Annotated in this window: 22 protein-coding genes; 14 read left to right on the top strand and 8 right to left on the bottom strand. The window is 39.8% G+C overall.

From position 1 onward, the window contains the following. The first annotated feature begins 2 nt into the window (after positions 1 to 2). The 6 genes from ACKTS5_RS04225 to ACKTS5_RS04200 all read left to right on the top strand — a co-directional run bounded on the left by ACKTS5_RS04225 (position 3) and on the right by ACKTS5_RS04200 (position 6,428). Positions 3 to 1,049 carry a hypothetical protein gene (locus ACKTS5_RS04225; RefSeq protein ID WP_408042595.1) on the top strand — a complete coding sequence of 349 codons (1,047 nt, stop codon included), beginning with the start codon at positions 3 to 5 and terminating at the stop codon, positions 1,047 to 1,049. 3 nt (positions 1,050 to 1,052) lie between these two features. Beyond that, positions 1,053 to 2,384, top strand: a complete 1,332-nt coding sequence (locus ACKTS5_RS04220) for an immunoglobulin domain-containing protein (RefSeq protein WP_408042594.1) — start codon at positions 1,053 to 1,055, stop codon at positions 2,382 to 2,384. A gap of 116 nt (positions 2,385 to 2,500) precedes the next feature. Continuing rightward, complete coding sequence (locus tag ACKTS5_RS04215; protein WP_408042593.1) at positions 2,501 to 3,262, top strand: gliding motility-associated C-terminal domain-containing protein; 762 nt, start codon at positions 2,501 to 2,503, stop codon at positions 3,260 to 3,262. A 32-nt stretch (positions 3,263 to 3,294) separates the two neighbouring features. Further along, positions 3,295 to 4,161, top strand: a complete 867-nt coding sequence (locus ACKTS5_RS04210; RefSeq protein WP_408042592.1) for a PorP/SprF family type IX secretion system membrane protein — start codon at positions 3,295 to 3,297, stop codon at positions 4,159 to 4,161. 54 nt (positions 4,162 to 4,215) lie between these two features. After that, complete coding sequence (locus ACKTS5_RS04205) at positions 4,216 to 5,532, top strand: T9SS type B sorting domain-containing protein (protein ID WP_408042591.1); 1,317 nt, start codon at positions 4,216 to 4,218, stop codon at positions 5,530 to 5,532. An 11-nt stretch (positions 5,533 to 5,543) separates the two neighbouring features. Then, complete coding sequence (locus ACKTS5_RS04200) at positions 5,544 to 6,428, top strand: PorP/SprF family type IX secretion system membrane protein (protein WP_408042590.1); 885 nt, start codon at positions 5,544 to 5,546, stop codon at positions 6,426 to 6,428. Positions 6,429 to 6,476: 48 nt separating this feature from the next. Here ACKTS5_RS04200 and ACKTS5_RS04195 read toward each other — a convergent pair whose 3' ends face one another. Beyond that, complete coding sequence (locus ACKTS5_RS04195) at positions 6,477 to 7,682, bottom strand: YCF48-related protein (RefSeq protein WP_408042589.1); 1,206 nt, start codon at positions 7,680 to 7,682, stop codon at positions 6,477 to 6,479. A gap of 125 nt (positions 7,683 to 7,807) precedes the next feature. Continuing rightward, entirely contained in the window at positions 7,808 to 8,431 is a 624-nt protein-coding gene (locus ACKTS5_RS04190) for a LysE family translocator (protein ID WP_408042588.1), read from the bottom strand. A 135-nt stretch (positions 8,432 to 8,566) separates the two neighbouring features. On the opposite strand from ACKTS5_RS04190, the gene ACKTS5_RS04185 reads away from it, so the two are divergent. Next, entirely contained in the window at positions 8,567 to 8,926 is a 360-nt protein-coding gene (locus tag ACKTS5_RS04185) for a hypothetical protein (RefSeq protein WP_408042587.1), read from the top strand. Then, positions 8,923 to 9,258 (top strand): cyclic-phosphate processing receiver domain-containing protein, encoded by a 336-nt coding sequence (locus tag ACKTS5_RS04180; RefSeq protein ID WP_408042586.1) that lies wholly within the window; start codon positions 8,923 to 8,925, stop codon positions 9,256 to 9,258. Before ACKTS5_RS04185 ends, ACKTS5_RS04180 begins: the two co-directional genes overlap by 4 nt. On the opposite strand, the gene ACKTS5_RS04175 is transcribed toward ACKTS5_RS04180, so the two are convergent. Both ACKTS5_RS04175 and ACKTS5_RS04170 read right to left on the bottom strand, forming a co-directional pair. Further along, positions 9,255 to 11,693 (bottom strand): serine hydrolase, encoded by a 2,439-nt coding sequence (locus ACKTS5_RS04175; RefSeq protein WP_408042585.1) that lies wholly within the window; start codon positions 11,691 to 11,693, stop codon positions 9,255 to 9,257. The two genes, ACKTS5_RS04180 and ACKTS5_RS04175, sit on opposite strands and share 4 nt — an antisense overlap. A 130-nt stretch (positions 11,694 to 11,823) precedes the next feature. Continuing rightward, complete coding sequence (locus ACKTS5_RS04170; RefSeq protein WP_408042584.1) at positions 11,824 to 12,756, bottom strand: TlpA family protein disulfide reductase; 933 nt, start codon at positions 12,754 to 12,756, stop codon at positions 11,824 to 11,826. A gap of 325 nt (positions 12,757 to 13,081) precedes the next feature. Here ACKTS5_RS04170 and ACKTS5_RS04165 point away from each other — a divergent pair, with 325 nt between their 5' ends. The 4 genes from ACKTS5_RS04165 (at position 13,082) to ACKTS5_RS04150 (ending at position 15,780) form a co-directional block, all read left to right on the top strand. Next, positions 13,082 to 14,317: a hypothetical protein gene (locus ACKTS5_RS04165; RefSeq protein WP_408042583.1), complete on the top strand. Its 1,236-nt coding sequence runs from the start codon at positions 13,082 to 13,084 to the stop codon at positions 14,315 to 14,317. A 101-nt stretch (positions 14,318 to 14,418) separates the two neighbouring features. After that, entirely contained in the window at positions 14,419 to 14,808 is a 390-nt protein-coding gene (locus tag ACKTS5_RS04160) for a VOC family protein (protein WP_408042582.1), read from the top strand. A 5-nt stretch (positions 14,809 to 14,813) separates the two neighbouring features. Next, complete coding sequence (locus tag ACKTS5_RS04155) at positions 14,814 to 15,359, top strand: DUF4240 domain-containing protein (protein ID WP_408042581.1); 546 nt, start codon at positions 14,814 to 14,816, stop codon at positions 15,357 to 15,359. Positions 15,360 to 15,363: 4 nt separating this feature from the next. Continuing rightward, the gene (locus ACKTS5_RS04150) at positions 15,364 to 15,780 is read left to right on the top strand and encodes a hypothetical protein (protein ID WP_408042580.1); all 417 of its coding nucleotides are present in this window, start codon (positions 15,364 to 15,366) and stop codon (positions 15,778 to 15,780) included. Here the strand turns inward: ACKTS5_RS04150 and ACKTS5_RS04145 are convergent. The 4 genes from ACKTS5_RS04145 to ACKTS5_RS04130 form a co-directional block, all read right to left on the bottom strand. After that, positions 15,777 to 16,706, bottom strand: coding sequence for a helix-turn-helix domain-containing protein (locus ACKTS5_RS04145; RefSeq protein WP_408042579.1), 930 nt, complete (start codon positions 16,704 to 16,706; stop codon positions 15,777 to 15,779). The genes ACKTS5_RS04150 and ACKTS5_RS04145 overlap by 4 nt on opposite strands. Positions 16,707 to 16,737: 31 nt before the next feature. After that, the gene (locus ACKTS5_RS04140; RefSeq protein WP_408042578.1) at positions 16,738 to 17,847 is read right to left on the bottom strand and encodes an MBL fold metallo-hydrolase; all 1,110 of its coding nucleotides are present in this window, start codon (positions 17,845 to 17,847) and stop codon (positions 16,738 to 16,740) included. A gap of 62 nt (positions 17,848 to 17,909) precedes the next feature. Next, positions 17,910 to 18,284: a hypothetical protein gene (locus ACKTS5_RS04135; protein WP_408042577.1), complete on the bottom strand. Its 375-nt coding sequence runs from the start codon at positions 18,282 to 18,284 to the stop codon at positions 17,910 to 17,912. Positions 18,285 to 18,464: 180 nt separating this feature from the next. Then, positions 18,465 to 19,994 carry a hypothetical protein gene (locus ACKTS5_RS04130; RefSeq protein WP_408042576.1) on the bottom strand — a complete coding sequence of 510 codons (1,530 nt, stop codon included), beginning with the start codon at positions 19,992 to 19,994 and terminating at the stop codon, positions 18,465 to 18,467. Positions 19,995 to 20,264: 270 nt separating this feature from the next. Here ACKTS5_RS04130 and ACKTS5_RS04125 point away from each other — a divergent pair, with 270 nt between their 5' ends. Together ACKTS5_RS04125 and ACKTS5_RS04120 are read left to right on the top strand one after the other, a co-directional pair. Continuing rightward, positions 20,265 to 21,188 carry a glutaminase gene (locus tag ACKTS5_RS04125; protein ID WP_408042575.1) on the top strand — a complete coding sequence of 308 codons (924 nt, stop codon included), beginning with the start codon at positions 20,265 to 20,267 and terminating at the stop codon, positions 21,186 to 21,188. A gap of 172 nt (positions 21,189 to 21,360) precedes the next feature. Then, entirely contained in the window at positions 21,361 to 22,557 is a 1,197-nt protein-coding gene (locus ACKTS5_RS04120; protein ID WP_408042574.1) for a hypothetical protein, read from the top strand. Positions 22,558 to 22,623: the final 66 nt, after the last annotated feature.

Raw genomic sequence — 22,623 nt, 5'->3', positions numbered from 1 at the left:
CTATGAAAAACACACTTTGTTTTCTGAGAATTTTGAAGGAAGAGTTTTGCGAATATGCAAGGCTCTTCCCTCTATCAGAAATCCTGCCTGAATGCTCTGTAAAGTATTTTCATACACTTCACCTCTTCTGTATTGGTCTTTACCTAATGATGCCCAGTCCAACCTTAATGGCGCAAGAAGTTCAGGTGGGTAGTACGGTATGCGGTTCATCTATTAACACCAACGTACCAGCTCGTTACGACGACGGTTCGTGGAATGGTGGTAAGAACAACAGTTGGTCATTGCTATTATACAAACAAGGCTCCTTAGTTAACAGTGCTAAAAAATTAGTCTCACTTAGTTTTTTTATCGACTGCGGCAGCAGTAAAAGTTATACCACTGTGAGTAATCAAAGAATTTATATTAAAGAAACAACGTTAACGGCACTAAGTTCTAATAGCCATCCTGATCTAAGCAGCTTTACCAAAGTTTATGATGGAAGCATTACTTGGAAGCGCGGCAACAGTTTAACGAATTCAAAAAATGTGATTAGGCTTCAAACGCCATTTCAGTATTCCGGAACTAAATCCTTATTAATTTATTTCGAAAACGAATCAGGAATTGGCGTGTCCATGTTTTCCAGTATTCCTTTTCTCTGGGATCATCAGGGAAACAATACCGTGGTTCATACCCAATACAAAGCCTCTAACAAAACTAGTAGTACGGGGAGTTTTGACAAAACCCTGCCTGTAACTTCTTTTACCTTTGAAAACTCAGGCACACCGCCAAACATTACCCTGCAGAGTAAGGCCGCTATTTGCGGTGCCGTTGCTTTCCAATTTACAGGCGTAACAGCAACCAACTATACCAGCCTCTCTTGGAGTACAGCTACAGGAGGTTCCTTTAATGATGCCACACTATTAAACCCTATGTACACCCCCAGCGCTGTGGATGTCAGTAATGGAAGTGTTGTTCTGACACTACATGCCTCCAATACTCACGGTACCACAACCGCAAATTACACACTAGATATCAACCAAATTCCCACTGCTAAAATTATCAAAAAATAACCCATGAAAAACTTTACTTTACTACCTATGCTCGTGCTACTTATATTGCACGGCATCACAGCTTTCGCTATTGACCTACCCAAACTTCCTAAGAGTAAAATAACACAGACTACGACAAACTACTCCTTTACTAGTTTAAGTGAAATTAGTTTATGCGTCGGTGAAAAACTCGCTTTAACAGCAGAAGACGCTGGTTCAGGAGCGAGCTACCTATGGAAAAAAGGGAGTAGTACAGTGTCGAATACACAAGATCTCGTCATCAACAATGTAACACTCAGTCACGCGGGTATCTATACCTTAACTGTCACTAAAAATACCTGTACCAATACCGCTCAAATTGAAGTAAAAATCAATACTGCCCCAGCTACTCCTACCTTAACCCATACCGCCGCAACTTGTGCCAATGCCAGTTCGCATAGGATTAGCAACTACGATGCTAGTGTAAGTTATACCTTTAGCCCTGCTGGGCCTACTGTCAACGCAGGTGGAAACATCACTGGAATGGTTGCCGGGACAAATTATACCGTGAAAGCCACTAAAAACACTTGCGAATCATCAAACTCTAGTAGCTTTAGTGCGAGTAGCAAATTAGTTACCCCAGCAATCCCTTTGGTTACTACCAATTCGGCAACCTGTAGTAGTAAAGGAAGCAGTGCAATCACTAATTACGATGCTACGGTAACCTATATCTTTAGCCCTGCTGGGCCTAGTGTTGCCACGGGAGGTGCGATTTCCGGAATGGCTACAGGAACGAATTATACTGTAAAAGCTCAAAAATTGACCTGTAGTTCAGTTGCTTCTAGTACGTTCTCGATTGCAGCACAACTTCCAACGCCAGCAACTCCACTACTGGCGAGTACGGCAGCCACTTGTACTCGTAATGAAATTATCAAAATTACGAACTACGATGCCAGCCTGAGCTATACCTTTAATCCTGCAGGCCCTACTGTAAGTGCCACAGGAGAGGTATCGGGTATGACCATTGGTACTAACTATACTGTAAAAGCAGTAAAATCAGGCTGTTCTTCAGGTACTTCAACCGCATTTGATCAGGCTGCTCAACTCACAACTCCAGCCATACCAATCATCAACAGCACTGCTGCCACGTGTAGCCATGATGGTACTAGTAGCATACAAAACTTCGATGCTGGAACTACCTATATTTTCAGTCCAACTGGGCCTAGTGTAGGGGCATCTGGAGCGATATCCGGAATGACTGTGGGAACCAGTTATACCGTCATTGCTCAAAAAAGCACCTGTCAATCAAATGCTTCCTCAGCATTTAGCAATACTGGACAGTTACCCGCACCTAAAGCGATTATTAAGAAAAAATAAGTTGGAACCAAGCGATTATGTCATGTCATAACATCAATAAAAAGGGCTTTGTTGCCAGGGTGTATCGGCAACTAGTATGTCTTTTGCTAGTCGTAAATAGCTACTCCCAGCCTTGTATGGCAAGAGCGCTAACGACCTTAGGCCAAAGTCACTCCTTAACAAGTAGTCTTCGAGAACTCACGCTTTGTGAGGGTGACGACCTGAAACTCACTGCGGAGTTTCAGGCTGGCGCTCGATATACCTGGGAAACAGCCGACAGTAAAATGATTGCAAATCGCGATCTAATTCGGCATAAAGTAACTCCGGCTATGCAAGGAACCTATACTTTGAGCGTGCTCTTGAACGGTTGTACAGCTACAGCTAAGGTACAGGTAAACATTATTCCCAAGCCCAACGCGGGGTCCGATGGCACCTTGGTATTGTTAGAAGGTCAAACTCCTAGTGAATCTATGCTGTTTAGCGCTCTTGGAGGGCAACCTGATTTGGGAGGTACATGGACGCATAAGGGGCAATACTACACCTATACAGTTACCGGAAAAGCCCCGTGCAATACGAATGCTTCAGCACGCGTACACATCACTAACACCTTTCGAATTCCCAATGGATTTTCACCCAATGGTGATGCCATTAATGACGTATGGGTTACGCTCCCCAACATTAGCACTCAATACCCTCAAAATGAACTCCTAGTATTTAACCGAAGAAATGAAATCGTATACCAGGCAAGGCCTTATAAAAATGATTGGAATGGTAAAGCGACAAATAGTAGGGTTTTTAAGGCACAAGTTACACTACCTGAAGGTCCTTACTATTACCTATTAGCTCTAAACGACAAATCAAAAACTGTATTAAAAGGATGGGTCTACATAAAATATTGATACACTATCGAAGGACGTTTTGTTTGCTAGGCATGATTACAAGCTTACTTACTCCTGCATTTTGCGCAGCGCAAAACCAGCCCGATTTCTCTGCATTTAGTTCCAATTTACAGGTCATAAATCCGGCGTTCAGTGGTAAAAACGGCGCTACGCAACTTGTTGCCCATCATCGCAAAGTCTGGTCTGGAATGCAATACCCCATTCACTCTAGTCTTTTGGGAATTAGTGCCCCTGTGGGCGGAAACTGGGGATTAGGGATTCAGTTAGTGAACGACAATTTTCAGTTTTTCAATAACCACAGTATTACCGCAAACATCTCCTATGCCATTCAACTCAATCAATCCCATGATTTACTATTTGGCATGGGGATCACTGGGGAACAATTTGTGCCTGATTTTTCGGGTATACGCACTCATACTCCCAATGATCCAGAATTTATAAATGCACAGCGCACTAGCCGAGCCTCCTTAACCATAGGAATTTCCTTACGCAACTCGGATTACTACCTACATGCCGTGGGATTCAATCTTAGCAACCTCCACCGAAATACGTATCGAATCAATGCTGGAGGAGGGCTCTTTACCGACCTCAATGACTCGGTATACCTCACCAACAGTTTCTTGCTGCGGATGGAACCCGGAACTCCTATGAATGCCGACATCACGAGTATGGTATCTTACCTCAGCAAGTATCATTTTGGTTTCGGATATCGCTGGAATAGCAGCGTTTCTATCAATGCGCTAATCGATGCCAATCCATGGCTTCAACTAGGATACTCATATGGTATTCCTACGAATACTTTATACACACATACATCGGGCAGTCATGAATTTTTCATGAGATTTTTTTTACTTCAAAAAAGATCCTCGCGATTTTCCTGGCACCCCAATTGCTTTTAAACTATCACAAACATGAAAAGACACTTACTATTTCTTCATAAAACGATTACGTTTATGAAACCAATTACTTACTTACTCCTCTTATTTATCGGTATTCAAACCAGCTTTGCTCAAGACGGTGAGGTTACTGTGGGCAATCCGATTTGCGGCACCTCTATTACCAAAACGGCACCTGCTCGTTATGATTACGTACTTGAAAAGGAAAACAGTTGGGTTACCATGCTGTATACCTCAGCCCAAATAGGTGCTTCCGGAAAAATTAAAGCCCTCGCCTTTTTTGTGGATTGTAAAGTAGGCTCCGCCTGTAATTTTCAAACTGCTAAAAATCAAAAAATCTACATCAAAGAAGTAGACTATTCCGAGCTTCCTTCGGCCACCGAACCTGACTTGAGCACGTATACACTTGTTTATAGTGGTGACATTACCTGGAGACGAGGCGGTACTGTAGAAAACTCGAAAACACAAATTATTTTAGACAGTCCTTTCAACTACGGAGGATCTAAAAATTTAGCGATCTATTTCAGTAACGAAAATGACGAACCCCTTGGAAGCCCAATAGGCTGCGGTAGTTCACCTGCTTTTCTTTGGAACTATTCAGGTGCTAACACCGTGAGTTATGAGTTTTACAAAAAAGGTGGAAAGACTAAAAATGGGCGCTTAGACACCCAATTGCCCATGCTTCGATTTTATTTCGGTGATATTAACACAGACGACCATAGTCCGTCAGCGGAAAAATCGCTCATCACAGCAAACCCAACATCGATCAAAGCCAATGGTGTGGCTTCGAGTTTGATTACCGTACAACTTTACAATAAAAACGGTAGTATACTCAATCATGCCAATCAGCGGGTTACGTTGCAAACTACAGCAGGAAAACTCAGCAGTGTCACCGACAAAAAGAATGGGAGTTATACCGCTTACCTTACGAGTAGTACTCTAGAAGAAACAGCGACGATTACTGGAACCTTAAACGGTAATCCCATAACCGACACTGAAAAGGTTCGATTTGTAAAAGACGGTTCAGGTAACCCTACTGATCCTACCGACCCGACCTCACCTAGCACACCGAATAACGGTTTACCCAAAGATCTAGTTCAAGGGTTTTCACCTGATGGCGATGGAGTCAATGATTATTGGGAAATACTCCCGAATGTACTATCTAAATACCCCAACAATGAACTTCTGATATTCAACAGACAGGGAAACAAGGTATACGAAGCGGCTCCTTACAACAATGAATGGAATGGAAAATCAACCGGAAAAATAACCATCGGTAGTGACCGAAAACTCCCTGTAGGTCCGTACTACTTCATTTTTAACACTGGTGAAAACAATCAAATTTTTAAAGGATGGGTATACTTAAACTACTAAAAAAAGACGTTATGAATATTAAAATTCTCGGTACGCTATTACTCTTAATCATCAGCGCTGAGGTAGTAGCTCAAAACACCGTTAACTACAACTTGTACAATTACAGTCTCAACCTCATTAACCCAGCTTTTGCTGGACGAGAGCGCAATACACAATTACTAATCAACTCTAGGATGCAATGGACTGGAGTTCCCGATGCGCCCAGAACGAATACGTTTGCCCTTACTATTCCCTTTAAAAACAACCTCGGTATAGGACTCAACGTAATCAGCGATAAGATTTTTGTTTTTAATCAAACCCAAGTGTCCTTAGACATTTCCTACCAACTCCAATTATCGGATGAACAACAATTACTATTTGGTATAAAAGCACAAGGAAACATCTATAGTGGTGCTATCGATCAAATTAAAATCGCTACCCAAAACGATGCCTTTTTTGCTGAAGCTGTAAACAAATTCAGTCCAAACTTCTCCGTTGGAGCGGCCATAGTACATGAAGATTATACGTTACATGCCGTTATCAAAGGAGTATTATTTGACAATCGCTACAAAGACATGCAAGGACTTAAAAAGAAAAACAGACTCGATATTGCCTTCGGAGGATTGTACAATTTACCCATCAATGACCGCTTTACCTTAGTCCCATCAATATTAGTTAACATTGCTCCAGGAGCTCCTTTGGCATTCGACCTAAACAACACCTTAAAAATCAACGACAAACACCAAGTAGGACTTTCGTATTCATGGAATAATTCCCTGCAACTAAACGGCCTTATCGGCATTTCAAAATGGTTAAAAATGGGCTATGGGTATACCCATTACACCAATGAAATAAGCAGTTATCAAAGCGGTAGTCATGAATTGATGCTCTTGTGTAATATGGATACTATTTTTTAAAAAACTCGGAAACAAAAAAAACCACTGAGCAGCTCAGTGGTTTTTTTATTACTTTAATTTCTTCATCCAAAGGGTCCCTTTAATCAGCACCTGTATATTTGAATCCGTATAATTAGGACTCTGCAAATCTCCTTCATCATTCACGTGATACCATTGCCAAGTAGCCCCGCCATCAGATGAATAACACGATTCTCCTCCTGCTCCTACAACATGTATCAAACCGGCATCCACCACTTTAAACGATTGCATCAGCGCCTCAAAAGGCAGTTTCCCGACTAAGCTAAACGTAGTTCCCCCATCGATAGTTTTATAAATTCTTCTTGAAAAAGCATCCCCAAGGTAAAACTCCTGATTATTTACATATTGAAAAATAGCTTCTTTACCGTGCGCTACAGGAAGATCTATCGTTTTCCAATGCTTCCCTGCATCGGTACTGAGGTGTAAAGCTCCTGTTTTTTTAGCATATAAATACATGGTATTACCAGCAACGTGTACCAGTTTACCTTCTGGCATAAAGGCTGCAAATTCATAAACGGCATTCCATGTTTGTCCACCGTTGGTCGTTTTCATCAATTTACTTTTTGCAGCGCCTTCTGAAACGATTACCCATCCTTCTCGAGCATCCATAAAATTATACCCCGATTTTAATCCTCCTGTTAACTGAAAAGGTTTCCACGAAGCTCCCCCATCAACACTACGAGTGCAATTAGATTGATCTTCTTCTAAACTAACGACGATACTTTTATCGGGTTGTAAATAAAAATTTGCTGTATCCGTTAACAGCACCGGAAGCTCCTTCCAACTCTTACCTCCGTCATTGGTTTTAAACAAGGCTGTTTTTTGTGAAATTGACTTTTCCGTAATAGCGTAAGCTTCTGTCGGTGACACAAACGAAACTTTCTTAAACATTTTATCAAAAGCTACCTTAGTCCAAGCATCGTCTTGGACCTTGATATCGGTGGCCGACACCAACTTAGCTCCAATATAATACTTGATAGTTCCACTTCCTTTGCCAGCAGAAGCAAACTTAATTTCTAAAGGCGTTTGCGAACTCAAAGAAAGCGCAGCTTCATTCCAGGTAATTTTGGTAATTTCATTTAGACCCGTTCCGGTCACGACAACTTCTTCTCCTTTTTTCACAATTTTTGGACTTACAGCAATTGTCGAAGCTTGTTTTAAACTTTCTGGAGTATCTGAACAACTCGTAAGCAGGGCAGCAAATGCCACTAGGGTCACCCCTTGTAATTTTTTCATAGTTTCAATTTTTAATTCGCTCTTTTAGCATCAAAAAACATACCAAAAAGAAACTATACTAGTTAAAAAAATAATTAATTTTTCAAACGGGATTTAGGAATTCAAAATCAAGGAATTCATCATATTTACAACAGTACTAATACGAGTGACAGTGCGACCAGCACTCCAATTTTCACCCATTTTACTCGCTGCCAAAATAGCGCTGAGGTAATGTAATGGCGAAGCTTGTCGGCAGTTAATGCCATTCCAGAAAACACTAAAAATGCCTGTACCATAAACAAAGCTCCCAGTACAGTTATTTGTACGGCATACGACCATCCTTCTTCCGAAACAAATTGCGGTAAAAATGCAATAAAAAACAAGGTCACTTTCGGATTGAGTACATTCATGACAACTCCTTTTTGAAAGAGTTTCCCAAACGACTCGTTCACAGCGTCATCGGATTCCCATTGAACAGTTACTGCTGTTTTTTCTCGAAAAGCTGTATAAGCGAGGTACAACATATACAGTGCGCCCAATACTTTTATACCTAACAAAATTTTGGGAGAGGTTTGCAAGATCAATGCTACACCCGTAGCAATACCTAGTGTATGCACAAGTACTCCCGATGCCAAGCCTGCGGATAGGCCTATACCTTGCCTTTTTCCTTTGGTTACGCTTTCAGTGACCACTAATAAATTGTCGGGTCCCGGCATAAGCGCTAAGCTGACAGCCGCAATAAGAAACGAAACAACTAAACTCAATTCCATAATCTTTAGTTTTTAGGTTACAACAAAATTAAAAGACACCCAATCGCCACACGTATTAAAAACTACCTTTTTACTATGAATTTGGGTTTGTGAATTTTCAAAGTATTCTTATTTTGCATCAAAAAGTTGTCTGGTATGTTACTCCGAATCGTATTTATTGTTGGAATTACCATCTTAGCCTATATCGTATTTTGGTACAATTTGCTCATCATGTTTACCGAAAATTGGAGTACCATACTAAACAGTTATTTATTTTACTACGTATTATACCTGTTTGCAAAGGACCTTCTTTTTGGGTGTACCTCAAAAAACCGACGCGCATTACTTTTAAACTGTATTGTTATCAGTACCAGTGCCATTTTTTTCCTCATTAATGGAAAATCTTTATTGAACCTTACGGACCATAATCTAGTTGTTTTTTACCTTTTTGTAGGAATGTCTGCTAGCTATTTGAGTACCTTTGTAGTACGCCTTAAAAAACTCGTATTTGCATGAAAAAGTTATTTCTAGATGATGTAAGAACCATTGATATGGTGTATCCTAACAGTTCGGAAGACGAATTTGACATCATTCGTTCGTATTCAGCTTTTGTAGCCCATATCAAACAATACGGTTTGCCTGATTTTATCAGTTTCGATAACGATCTAGGACTGGATGAGCGCGGTGAAATCGCCCCTGATGGCCTGGCAGCCGCCAAATGGCTCGTATACGAATCAGGGTTCGATTTAAAAAACTTAACTTTTGCAGTCCACTCGGCCAACCCGGTAGCAGCAGAACAAATAAGAGGCTTATTAACCAATTACCTTCGTTTTTTACACGGTAACTAACGAAGCTTTTCCAATACTTTAAGAGCTATTGTTTCCGGATCTGCTTCTATTTGGTTGACCAAAACAACTACGCATCTCTGGCCAAACGGCTTATAGAGTATATACGAACTATATGCAATGGTTTCTCCTGAATGAAAATAACGAGGGCCATTTATCAATTCTTCAACAAAAATTCCAGCGCCATAATTTAGTCCGTCGTCTCCTTTTCCGGTTTTGAGCATGGCTTTCATCGAGGCTTCGGAGAGTACTTTGCCTCCAAACAGCGCTTCGTACCAACGCAGCATATCAAAGGCATTTGAAAAAATACTTCCCGCAGGTCCTGCAAGACTCTTAATTCCATTTCTTGAAAATTCTTTTAAACTCTTCCCTTTAGACAGCCAAGAATAGGCCAAAGGTGTATTTTTTGAGGGCATACCCCAGTAAAAGGTATGTTTTAAATCCAAAGGAATCAGAATTTCCTCATTCAATAACTCAGCATAGCTTTTTTTAGTGACACGTTCTAGAATTAATCCGAGTATCGTATAATTGATATTGGAGTATTTGTATTGTGTACCAGGAGCAAAATACGGTTGTTTAAGTGCTGAAAAATAGGTAGAATTCGAAATAGCTTTTTCTGGCTCACTCAAAGCCCTATTGATCAAATCATCGGATTCATTCAAAGGATCATAAATACCGCTAGCATGGTGTAATAATTGATTTACGGTAATGTTTTTATCAATGTGATTCACTTCAAATTCAGGCAGTAGCTCCCCAATAGTCTGATTTGATGACAACAGGCCCTTTTCCATACACTTATACACCAAAACGGCTGTAAATGTTTTCGTATTACTTCCGATACCGAAGCTCATTTCTTCTGTAACTGGAACCTCTTTTTCTGAATTCCCATAAGCTCTTACCGTATAATTTCCTTTCCCATTAGCCACTCCAACAACGTATCCACCATAGTCAATAAATTCCTCTTGATCGCTTGTGGCATCTGTAATTTTTTGCTTCATCGCATAATCGTTAATGGCTTTTTGGGTCAAGCTAGCCGGAAGCACGAGATTTGCCTTGGTATACAAACCAAGTACATCGGGTTTTTGAACTAAAGATACATAATTAGCCATGGTACTTTTAAACAATTCCGAACGCTTGATAGGTGTAAAATTATCATCCGCTGTTTTCACTTCTGTAATGAGTAAGTTCACTACTGCGCTTTGATGCAAGGGAGGCAACGAATTAATCGTATTTCGATACTCGTTCTCATACTTGACTTGTTGAGGATACCATTTACCTTTTAGCAAAGCATAGCGAACTTTTACTTTATGCCTAAGAATCATTTGAATACTCTTAACGTCCATCTCTAAACCGGCCAGTCCTTTTCCCATGGTCACATTGCGACGTGCGCGTATTTTTTTGTCTTCCAATAGCTTTTCATCTAGTACATAATCAAAACCCACAATCGCTTTTGAAGCCTTATCGATGAGTATCGACCCACTATAAGGTGTTTCTGCCTGCACTTGTTTAGGTTCAAACTCAAAAACGTACACTGCTCGTCCTAAATAGCTACTCGACTCTTTAAAAATGAAACTGTATTTCTCTAGGTTTTCTAACTTTAAAAAATCGGCTCTTCTCTTCACTTTATCGCATGCCAACACTCCTAAAGGGCCCCCTGAAATAGAAGAAGCCTCCAAATCTGCTACTAATTTTGAAGCTTTTGATCCTTGAGGTAATCCTAAGCCACGTTGAAACAATCCATATCGTACCTGTTGTGTATTTATCGTATTTCTGGTGGCAAGCAAACTGCACTTGTCTCTATAATCAGCAACCTGATACGTTACAATGGGAAAACTTATTTTAAAAAAGTTACTTCTATTTAAAGCATTTGACTCATCAACCTCTTCTGTATAGTTTACATACCTATCCATAGACTTTCGAAATTTGAACTTCTTTTTATAAGAACTATAGTCTATTTTACAGATGGCATCACTATACATGGTATAATCACCATTGGTTTTCACCAATTCCTGATAATAGCCATTTAGTTGCCAAGCTTTACTGGGATAGTTTTCTGGTATTTTTTTTATGGCCTCCGAAATCACCTTTTCAGGCTTTTCTGACAATATTTCTACCCCCTCCAAGGGGTTTAAAAACTCTTCTAAATGGATTTCTAACGCTTTATTGATTGCGCTATTTACCTCAGTCTTCCAAAGACTGTACCCTATATGAGAGGCTACCAATTCGTGCTTTTGTGCTGTCAGCGCTTTGGGAATTCTCAGCCGAAAACTTCCGTTTTCATTCGTAATCGTTCCTACGGAAGCCCGAGCTATAAAAATATTAACTCCTTCTATTCCCGTTTGTGTATTCGCATCTAAAACACGGCCTGTTAAGGTTATCTGAGCTGTTAACTGAACTAAACTACAGCACCAAATAACAAGTATACTTACATATTTCATGATATCTATTTTTTCTCCTTGATGTATACTACAAGAACAACACTACTTTCCCTACCAAACTCGAGAAAGTAGTGTATATACTATTCCTTATTGCTAATAAACTGTCAGAAATTCTATCTTCATTAACAAATTACTTTTTGGGGAGTTGCTTGCGAAGTTCCGCAGTAACGTCCTTCCCTCCCCCAACTGCGAAGTAGCTAATTTTACCTGTAGGATCGATTACGAAATGCGTTGGAAACACCTGAACGCCATACAGCGCACTCAGCTGGGTACCGCGCGGTACTATTTCGTAATTAAAAGGAGTTTCTCGTAAAAAGGAAGTCAGCTGTCGCTTTGAATTCATCGCTATCCCCAAAAACACCACCTTGTCATTTCCTTTGTACTCCGCACGAAGCGCATTTAGTAAAGGAATTTCTTTAACACAAGGCGGGCACTCGATAAACCAGAAGTTAAGTACTACGGTTTTACCTTTCAATTCACTCAATGTATAGCGTTTGCCTGTAACGGTTTCTACGGTAAACGCTTTGGCCTGTTCACCCGTTGGGTTGGGAATATCGTCATAGGGATTTCCATCATCCTTATAGGTCACTACTACCATGGCTTTGTAATCTCCTTTAGCATTGACAAAAAGGAGGGGCATTGCCTTTCCGGTTTGTACTAAATCAATGGCTTTTTGCAACGACAATCGCGTACCGTTTTCATAAAATACGTCCGATACCTTCGTTGGGATTCCCTTTTTCTGTACTTGATCTAACGGAAGTAACTTCAGATCATCAGGGACAAAACTGTAACGACCTCCTTCGAGTACCAGAGCCGCATTGGCTCCTTCAGCATTTACAAATACTTTTGGTACCAACGTACCACTCGTAATCAGCGATAAGGCATGCGAAAGGTCCGTTTTTGTGCCATCCTCAAAAAATACTAAGCCTAGTTTTTTAGGTAAGGGTCGGCTCATAACCTCTTCAAAAGGTAGTTCTTTGAGTCCTTTGGGTAAAAAAGGATACTCTTGTGCCATTAAAAACTGACAGCAACAAATTGCAATTAAAAAATACATTCTTTTCATGATTATGGTTTTATTAGTGAATACGTACTCATGAACTTCTTAATAAAGAGTCGCCTGATACTAACCAACAAAAAACGCATACTCCGCCCTTAATAGGAACTGAAGTATGCGTCTTGATCAACACAATAACATGGATAATTCTCCCAATTTCTTCTTCAGTGATGGAGAATTACTCTATACTATACCCTAACAACGACTCAAAAACTCCGTTGTTACAAAAAATGAGATTTTTCTTTTAATTCACAGATTCTTTCATTCTAATAACTACCTTTGTTACTGCAGGGAAATCCCTGTTTGAATAATTGCTAAATTAAACTACATTTTTATGAAACGTTCGTTAAAAATTGCTGCTATAGCGGCCATGGCTTTGGGTGGTCAACTCCAAGCACAGACTTCTTATCCGGTATCAACAAGTGCGCATACCGTAAATGACAGTCCTTGGTACGGATTGGGAAGAAGTAGCAAAGTACTCCCCGGAACTACCTTTCAGGCCGTTCAATTAGCCGGATATTACGGTTTGTATATGAAAACTGGATTGGGGCAACTCACTTTTAATCACCAGGGTTTATTGGGTATTAATACAGACAATCCGCAAGCCACCTTAGACATCCGTACCTCTAAAACTACCTTTGAAACACCGCTTCACTTGGAATTAGAAGACGCTAGTGGAGATTCATTTTCGATTAAAAATGCCACAGGAGCCAATAATCAGTTTATTCCCAACCTCATTGGTAAACATATTTCTGACAACCGTGAAGCCCTTTATATCAGTGGTCGTATCGGCTCGGGAAATGATTCAGGAACCGTACCTATTATGACTTTTGATTCGCGCATTGATGGAAGTACTGCACAGATTCGTCCTTTATTTGCTTGGGATAACAACGGAAACCGCAAAATGTTACTGACAGCAGATGGAAAGCTCGGATTGGGAACTAGCTCCCCAACAGAAAAATTAACCATTGCCGGAAATGTCAACATCGGAGCTGATGGTAACGCTTCGTTGCGCGTGCGTAATCTATACGGAAAGTCATCGAGCTCCTCAGCCCTCGATCACCTCTACCTCAACTACAGCTCGCGTAAAAATGTATACGTCGGAAGTACCAACAACCAAGCTTCGTTTTTTGTTCATGGAAATATAGGAATAGGAACCGAGCAGACTCATGGTTACAAATTAGGGGTCAATGGAAAAATTGCCGCACTCGAAGTAAAGGTAGCCAAGCAAGCCAATTGGCCTGACTTCGTTTTCAGCAAAAACTACGAACTCCCAAAACTCGAGGAAGTAGCCTTGCATATCAAAGAGAAAGGACACTTAAAAAATATTCCAAGTGCTAAAGAAGTTGGAGAAAATGGTTTCTTCTTGGCACAGATGGATGCTAAATTGTTACAAAAAATTGAAGAACTCACCTTGTATACCATAGCACAAGAACAACAATTGAGCGCTCAACGAAAGCAAAATGAACGACAACAACGTGAAATTGAAGCGTTAAAAAGACAAAACAAACTGCTTACATCACTTGTTGCGCGCATTGCCAACATTGAAAAAAAACTTAAAAAAGACTAATTTACAAAGCCATCCATTACTTTTAGGATGGCTTTTTTTTTGCTATTCCTCCTTCTATTACTCCTATTTCCGTACCTTGACAATCCTTAAAAGGAACGACTATGAGATTAGACAGAACCGGTATTATATTGTACACCATTAACTATGAAGCTTGTGTAGATTTTTATCAAAATAAATTACAACTCGACATCATGTTTACCACAGACTCCTTGACGTGTTTTGCTTTTGGCGATGCTTATCTCATGGTAGAACTCGATGATGACGCCTTAAATACTGCCGCTGTTAACAGTCGTATTAAAACTTGCTTGCGAATGAATGTTCCCGAGGTCAAATTACTTGCTGACAAACTCAGCGCCCAAGGTATTGATGTGGACTACCAAGAGCATGCATGGGGAACGGTGGCCAAGTTTTATGACCCTGATGGCAATTTATGTGCCTTTAAAGACAGCGAAAAATTTGAAAAACAATTGCAGCAATATCTTACTCAGTAAAACCTATGATTTTTTTTAGAAGGAAAAAGAAAACAGCACCTGTGTACAACAGTGAAGAACTTATGGACTTAACGCAATTTTGGCAGCTCATTGAAACCTCAAAAACGGTGAGTGAGCACAATTACGACTTGCAACAGCTTCACCTAAAAAAAGCCTTAAGAAAGCTAAATCCACAAGCCATTATTGCTTTTGACAATCAATTCAGAAAATTGAGAGGAGAATGCTGCCACTGGGATTTTTGGGCAGCTGCCTACATTATAAATGGAGGCTGCTCAGATGATACTTTTATCGATTTTCGCAGTTGGCTGATAGGCCAAGGACAGCGATATTATGAAGACGCTGTAAAGAACATCGATTCACTAGTACAGCTCATGGAAACTAATGATGGAGACTGGGAAGGCTTACAGTACATTGCCATGGAAGTTTTTGAAGCAAAAACGCAGGATAAACTGCCTTTGGGATATCCAGAAAACACCGAGGTACTAGGAGAAGAATGGGAAGAAGAAGAACTCCCTCAAAAATATCCAATTCTGTGGAATCATTTTGCGTAACCTCATGATTAACAACCTTATTCACTACATAAAAAGCCGTCCCAAAAAACTCTTTATCCTCGACGGTATAGGCGCATTATTATCCTTTTCGCTGACCGCTTTTTTACTTCCGGAAATCACTGCTATTACAGGAATACCGAATGCCATGAACACGCTACTTCTCCCTTGGCCCTTACTCCTATTAGGACTGGATGTGTATTTTTATCGAACTGAAAAAAAACTACTAAAAACAGGATTATTGGTGATCCCCATTATCAATTGTCTGTACTGTATCTGCTCCTTTATTCTCGCGGGCTACCATCGATATGAGCTCACCCTAATCGGCTGGAGCTACCTCCTACTAGAAGCGCTCATCATAGGCGGCTTAGTATACTTAGAATTGAAAACCTTGCAGCAGGTACAAACGGATATAGAGGACTAGTTTTCTCTAAAAGTTTTGATGTATTGGCTGGGGCTTACCCCTACCTTTTTCTTAAAAATTCTCGTAAAATACTGCGGGTACTCAAACCCCAATTGATAAGCAGTTTCGGCTATAGACAACTTCGGATTGAGCAACAGGTTCTTTGCTTCTTCTACTAAGAATAAATTAATTTGATCTACTGCTGTTTTTCCTGTTTCGGCTTTAATTGTATCACTCATATACCGATGACTTAACTTTAATTCTCTGGCCATCCATTCAACACTAGGAATTCCTTCTTCAGCAAACAACCCTCGATCAAAATACGCTGTTAAGACCTCTCTAAATCGAGAAATCACCTCTTTGTTTACCACTGTTCTATTCAAAAACTGACGTTTGTAAAAACGATCGGCATAAGTTAATAGGGTTTCGAGTTGCCTCAATAATATTTCCTTGCTAAACTCATCTTGATTATTCTGATACTCCAAGGTCATGTTTTTAAAAATGTCCTTGATAATTTGTTCTTCACGTGGAGCTAAGTGCAAAGCCTCATTTACGTGATAATCAAAAAAGCTACAACTTCTGATCTTGTCATAAATCGCACAGTTCCGAATATAGTCTTTGTGAAATGCTATGTGATAGCTCTCTTCACTCAACACCATTTCTCTGAAGGTCAATACCTGATTGGGCGCTGTAAAAAGTAAGGTTCCTTTTGTACAATCGTATTTTGTTCGGCCGTAGGTCAGCTCACCCGATAGGATTCGTTTTAGACTAATTGCATAAAAATCACAGCTCATTTCAATAGGTTCTGTATACTCGTGTGTATCACAGTTTACTGTTTCGGCCGAATCTGCAACCGTGTGCATAATACTAAACAACGGATGTTCAGGTGCCGCTAACTGATAATACTCATGCATTGCTTCAATATGTTGAAAGTGGATCTTTGGCATTTCTTATTATTGAGTTTCTTAAAGATACGATTTATTCATATACTTCCCACCAGTGCGTTCGATGGGAATCCAAGGCATCCATTGACACCATCGCCCCTATTTCAGGAGTAACGAGCCTCAAAGAATCCTTAGCTGCGCTCTTTTCCAGACGAAGTATGGGCTCTTTCCACGGATGCTGATTTAATTTAAACGCGGCCCAATGAATAGGCATTAGGTATTTTGCGCGTACATCTAAACTCGCCTGCACAGTTTGCTCGGGATACATATGAATAGGGAAATCTGGGAGATCATCATTGTATTGACCGCACTCTATCAGGGCTAAATCAAACGGTCCATAGGCTGCTCCGATACGCTTAAAATGTGAATCATATCCACTGTCGCCACTAAAAAAAATGCGTTCCTGTTCTGTAAAAAGTACCCAAGAAGCCCACAAAGTGGTATTGGTATCATCGACACTGCGACCCGAGAAATGCCTTGCCGGTGTAGCCACCAAGGTTATCGTTCCTAAAACCGCCTCTTGCCACCAATCTAACTCTACTATGGCTGCTTTGGCCACTCCCCAAGCTCGTAAGTGCTTTCCTACCCCCAGCGGTACGTAAAACTTGCCAACGCGATTTTTAAGAGTTTGCACGGTTTCGTAATCCAAATGATCGTAATGGTCATGTGAATAAATAACGGCATCTATGTACGGTAAGTTAGCTACTTCTATGGGAAGTTCAGATGAAAACCTTTTTGTTCCTAACCACGGATGAGGAGCTGGCACCTCGCTAAACATGGGATCCAGCAAGATGTTTTTCTCCGCCATTTGCAATAAAAAACTCGAATGTCCTGTCCAAGTAAATCTCGTCACCTTCTCGCGTTTTGCAAAACTCTCGTCCGACAATTTATTCACGGAGATCTCTTTAGTAGGAACCGTATTTTCCTGCTTTTGACTTAACAATTTTAAAATTCTATACGCATCTTTTAAAGACGGAGTAGCTTTGGTAGGAGACTCATTGACAAACTTCCCGGCTTTAAAATTTTTAGACATTTCAAATATCCTCACGTCATTTTTTGATATTTTTCCTCCAAACTGAGGACTCGTTTTCAAAAAAACAAGCACGGCTCCTAGTAGCAATACACAAGTTAATCCAATACCCATCAATACTCGTTTTATAATATTTCTCCTTTTTACCCTTACCATACAAACAACATCTAAACAAGCTATTCCAAGCTGAATTTTGGGATTAACTCAAGGGTCGATGCTTCGTGTTTTGCACGATCATAAGTCAATCGCATGAGTGGATAAAAAATCCACATTTTCTTAAAATACTGACGATTAATCATCGGATTTACTGTTGACAGGTCACTAGGAACCACAGCTACCACCGGAACCTCCACTTCTCCTATTTTTAACGCACCTTCTGAATACTCTAAAAATGCTTGGTACCAACTTCTTTTTGAAAACTTATACTGCCTCACAAAAAAGCGTCCTGATACTTCTATTACTGATATATCTATAAAGCGATGTCGTTCTCCGGCTCGGATTTGGTGTACCCATCTTGAATTCACCAGCTTTTTCAACTCTTTTAATGTCATTTTGTTCTGAATTCCTTTCAACTTTAACTGAGTACAAAGGTATTTTTGAAGTACGAGTTCGAACTAAACATTTTGGTATGAAACGTATACATTTTGGCGAAAGATTAGCTCAATTACCAAAACGAAGCAAAAAAAAAGAGTTATATCACTATAACTCTTTTTTCCATACGCTCACGATTGCTATTTTTTCATGCACTCTGAGATGGTCACTTCTTTTCCCTCTGTATTAAAACACTGGTGAAGCTTACTCTTTCCCATAAAATTTCGCAGCTGATAATAATTACCATACCTCCAAACACTTGAAAATTGCTTCGGCTTCACAAAAGGGATTATGATTTTCCCTTGCTCTAAGTTAAATACGGTTATTTTTCCTTCAAAATCGTAGGCATAATAGGAATTGTCTTCTCTTGATACGCTCTCTACTCTTTTCAACCCCGTTAGAATCATCTTCTTTAAGACAGTAGAATACACAGAAAGAGACGCTCCTCCACTGTGGTGATTTGCTTTTGACTTTAAAACAAAGCCAAAATCACCTACCGAATTAGTAAAGCTTGCGTACTCACTAGTAAAGTCTATATAGGGCTCTCCGTTATCTCCATTAAAAACAGCCAACTCATTAGCAGCATTTTTTACCACCACAAAATTTGGAGAATAGCTATCGACATTCTTATAACTCCTAGGCAATACTAGTCCCTGCCTTTTTTTACTGTAATAATTCTTTTTCCCCTCTTTATCAATCACGATAAAATCTCCATTACCTTGTTTCTCAAATCCGGCAGCTCCGAAAGGAACCATCTCCATATTGCGCTCACTAATTACGCCCCATTTTCCATCCTTATTTTTCACGGCATATGAAGCTGTATATACAACTCTGCGGCTGCTATAGGTTCCTGGAAAAGACTTCCATCCTAAAAACGGTTTTACATCTAAATAAACATTTGGAATATCCCAGGTTTTCTTTTGCAGGTCGTACAAACCTATTGCGCCTTCTTTTTTAACCCATACTTTTGATCCATAAGCCAAAAAGTTGGCTGCATACGATATTTTGTTTTTTACAACAACCCCTTCTATCGCTTCTAAGATTGCTGTTTTAGACTGAGCATCAAAAATTGAAGTACTTCCATTTTGTTCTTTTACAAGAAAATAATTCCCTGACAATTGGATGATTTCTTTTTTATCGGGTGCTATGATCACCTTTCCTTGATCGTTCAACAACCCATCGCACATTTGATTGTTGATCGTATTTTGAAACACGATGTAATCTCCCTCATCAGTAGTCTCAAAATCATAAACTCGTACTTGATTGGTTGCTAGGTAGGCATTGGGATATTTTGAAAGCTCGGTAGTGATTTCTTTTCCTTGAAAATTTAAGGCCTTTAAAGACAAAACTCGCTGAGTTTCCCTCTTTCCGTAATCATTACGTCCTTCTTTTCTTTCCCCCGTAAGGAAAAATCCTCCTCGTAGCATTTTAGTTGCAAAATCGTATTTTTTTGTTTTCTTTAAGCTCGAATTCACGAAAAAATACCGTTTGTTATCATATACCTGGAGGTAATTATTACAATAGTACAACGCATCTTTTCTTTTAAACTTCTTCTTCATTGCTCGGGGAATTTCTGTTGCTTTTGTCGCATCAAAAAATTCAAACTTTTCCTGTGCTTTCACGAAGGACGTTACCAATAAACATCCTACTAGTAATTTCTTAATATTCATTATTCTATTTGTTTCACAGCCGAATATAGCGTTTTCCAACCAATCCTTTCACATTTCTTTAACACTTAAAATTTACCCCCCTCCCTGTAGTACTCTTTTTGACACCAGCATGTAAGGTCATTTAACTTTTATGAGTGCACTAGCATTAGAATTCATAACCGGAACCCGTAAACTAAGCTAAAAATGTAAGCACTCTTCTTCCCTCGTTTTTATTCAGCATAAAATTCCACGTAGTTTAGCCCCAATATCACTTTATTCAATTCAAGCAATATGACAGGTTCTACCCTTGAAAACATCGTACACCAACTCTACGCGCAAAGCAACACCCACTGCAATTCAGGTAGCGTAGCCAATTACATTCCTCAACTCGCTGAGGTTGCTCCAGAAAAATTTGGAATACACCTCTGTGAGGTTTCGGGAAACTCGTATAGCGTTGGTGACAGTACTGAAAAATTCTCCATACAAAGCATTTCGAAAGTATTGAGTTTTGCACTTGCCTATACCCTAGTTGGTGAGGCCATTTGGACTCGTATCGGTGTAGAACCCTCAGGAACGGCTTTTAACTCACTCATTCAAATTGAGATTGAGCGTGGAATTCCCCGAAATCCTTTTATCAACGCAGGCGCCATCGTAGTTGCCGATATACTACTCAGTAAACTACCACAACCACAAGAAGATTTCTTAAACTTTATCCGAGGTATCAACAACCTCGACCATTTGGATTATTCTCCAGTAATTACTGCCTCTGAAAAAGCGGTTGGGTACCGCAATATTGCTTTGTGCAACCTGATGAAATCATTTGGAAACATCGACAACGAACCAGAAGCTGTTTTAGATTTTTACTTTCTTTTATGCTCTATTGAAATGAGTTGCCAAGAACTTTCTCAGTTGTTTTTGTTTTTAGCCAACAACGGGATTTCTCCTCATAACCATAAGACGATCCTTAGCAAAAGTCAGACAAAGAGAATCAATGCGCTCATGCAAACGTGTGGGTTTTATGACGAATCAGGAGAGTTTGCTTTTAAAGTTGGTTTGCCTGGTAAAAGTGGTGTAGGAGGAGGTATCATTGCTATTTTACCCAATCAGTACAGCATTGCTACTTGGAGCCCTCGGTTAAACAGCAAAGGCAACTCTGTAAAAGGCATTCACTTTCTTGAAGCCTTTACCTCTGCTTCCGAAAACTCCATTTTTTAGAGAGTCAGTACAGCTAATTATTAGACAGTCTCTCGGTGCTAATTACGTGAATCAACCATCAAAAACACAGTAACTTTCCGCTCTTAATTACTATTAAAACCCACCAAATTCTTCGAAAATTTATTTGAAACAACACTATTTAATCAGTAGTTTTACCCGAAAGAACGTTGCTATGGAGCTTGCTATTTGGAATACTATGCGTAAAAAACACCTTGTAAGTATCTTCCTTTTCTGTTGCCTTATTTTTATAGGCTGGTGGCTAAACAGCTCACCCCCTGAAGAACCGCTTCCTCCTCATTTTAAGTTAACGCTACAGGATACTATTGACCTTAGTGGGCTAGAACAAATGGACTACATAAAAAAAAGCAATGCAGAACAGCTAAACCTCTTTTTCTATGATAATGACCCAGAGCAGCTTTCAAGTGACTATACCTATAAACGCATTACGCTAACAGCTAACGGCAATTTTTTAAAGAAAGGAACGCTTAAGTTCGAACATGGTTTGACTGATTATTTGGAAACTAAAACGCACTATTATACCGTTAATACCCTTAGGGTAACCATGGGTAAAGAACGATCACACGATTTTTTAAGCAAGTATGACAGCAACTGGAAACTACTCTGGACCAAAGAGTTGACAACGGAAAAACACCCTGCAGGAAACAGTTATATCCGAGCAATAAGTAACCATCGTTTTCTACTTATCTCTGATTCCGTCGGCTCTGTAAATTCCAGCATTTCAATTACGACCTTCGATACAGAAGGAAAACGCATTTCAGAAACTTTAATTCCAGACTTCAACACTATTTACGAACTCATTCAGACCTCAGCAACTACCTTTGTTATTATAGGCTACGACAGGTTCAATTCACAATCTTTTCTCGCCAAAATACACGCAAATGGTACTTTGTTATGGAAAAGAGCCTTGAACGAAGATTTTTATCCTGCACAAATCGCCCAGACCCAAAAAGGAGACATCTTACTCTTTGGTGATCGCTACCTTTCATCAACGCGTCAAAACATACGGGTACAGAAGTTTGATAGTATCGGAAAACTAGTTTGGGAACTGTCGCCCAAAGATCATTATACTGCCAATGCCAGTAATTTTATTATCGACAAAGACCGTTACCTTTTTTTGAGTAGCATACAAAAAGACCTAGGAAGCCCAGCCATTCCTTATCTTTTTGAACTCGATCCTTTCGGACAACGCCTGCGTTCCTATGAGGGTAATTCTGACGAGCTTTACTCAGACCTCCCTTTCCTCATAAAAATTGGTAAGGATATCACGTTAATTTCACGAATTGCTACCAAAGGATCAGAGTACTTCGCGAATGATACTCTCAAAACCTATCGTATTACACGGCACTAAACTTACTGATGAAAGACAATAATTACCAAAATTTATTCACTCGCTATACAGCCCTATAAATCAAGG

Source organism: Tenacibaculum litopenaei, assembly GCF_964514025.1.
GTDB classification, from domain to species: Bacteria; Bacteroidota; Bacteroidia; order Flavobacteriales; family Flavobacteriaceae; genus Polaribacter; species Polaribacter litopenaei.
Note: the sequence above shows the minus strand (reverse complement) of the source record. Positions and strands in the feature narration are given on the sequence as shown.